The organism is Arthrobacter sp. H14 (genome assembly GCF_000520495.1).
GTDB lineage: Bacteria > Actinomycetota > Actinomycetes > Actinomycetales > Micrococcaceae > Arthrobacter_C.
Genome location: NZ_KI914627.1, coordinates 5,332 through 6,486 on the forward strand (window position 1 = coordinate 5,332; position 1,155 = coordinate 6,486).

At 65.7% G+C, this 1,155-nt stretch carries 2 protein-coding genes; both read left to right on the plus strand.

Translation table 11 applies throughout. The features are described 5' to 3' along the window. Window positions 1–690: hypothetical protein (locus tag Y707_RS23230; protein ID WP_253905044.1), on the plus strand; the 690-nt coding region annotated here is incomplete at its 5' end. Between the two features lie 10 nt (window positions 691–700). Continuing rightward, window positions 701–1,155: GTP cyclohydrolase II RibA (gene ribA, locus Y707_RS0103865; RefSeq protein ID WP_275451186.1), on the plus strand; the 455-nt coding region annotated here is incomplete at its 3' end.

Here is a 1,155-nt window from a genome sequence, read left to right on the forward strand (position 1 = left end):
CGGCTGGCCCGCCGGCTGGACCGGCCGATGGGCATTCTGGGTTTCCTGTTCCTCTTCATCGTCCTCGGGCAGCTGCTCGCCACCAATCCCACGCTCGTCACGGCGTTGACCGTGGCGGGGTGGATTTTCTGGGCGGTCTTCGTCGCCGAATTCGCGCTGCGCGCCTACATTGCCCGGGACCAGAAACGGTTCTGGAAGCGCAACTGGTGGCAGGTGATCTTCCTGCTGGTGCCGTTCCTGCGGTTCTTCCGCGCCCTGCAGGCCCTGCGCTTTTGGCGGATCGCGCGCTTCGCCCGGTTCGGCGGCGTCGTCTCGGCTGGCATCCGCGGCTCCCGATCGGCCGGGCGCTTGCTCTCCAGCCGGATCGGCTGGCTGGCGGCGGTCACCGGCGTCGTCATTCTCGTTGCCAGCCAGTTGCTCTACGTGGTCGGTTCCTACCAGAACTACGCAGCGGCCCTGCTGGATGCCGCCATGTCCACCATCACCGGAGCAGAACTCCGGGCCCCGGACACGTTCGCGAGCGTGCTGCAGGTGCTGCTCGCCATGTATTCGGTAGCGGTCTTCGCAACACTGGCCGGCGCCGTCGGAGCTTATTTCCTGCGCGGCGACGAGGCGATGGAGGGAGGCGAAAATGTGGTGGAAAACAGTACGGGAAGTCCGGAGGCTGATGGCCGGCAAGCGGTCGGGTAGGCTTCGAATCGTGACTGATGAGACTTTTGTTACGCCGGGGCACCTCGCTGTGAATCCGAGTATCCGCCGGGAGGCGCGAACCATCCTGCCCACCGAATATGCCCAGTTCGACATGCAACTGTTCGTGGACGAGGAAAACGGCCATGAGCATGTTGCCCTCGTGCTTGGCGACGTCGACGCCGCTTCCGCACCAATCGGTGCCCGGCCACCACTGGTCCGGGTGCACTCCGAGTGCCTCACCGGCGATGCCCTCGGATCACGCCGGTGCGACTGCGGCGACCAGCTCAAGGCCTCGCAGCGTGCCATCGCCGCAGAGGGACGCGGCGTAATCATATACGTGCGGGGGCATGAAGGGCGTGGCATTGGCCTGACCGGCAAGCTGAAGGCCTACGAACTGCAGGACTCCGGCCTCGATACCGTGGACGCCAACCATCGGCTCGGCTTCCCCGTGGACGCGCGCGACTA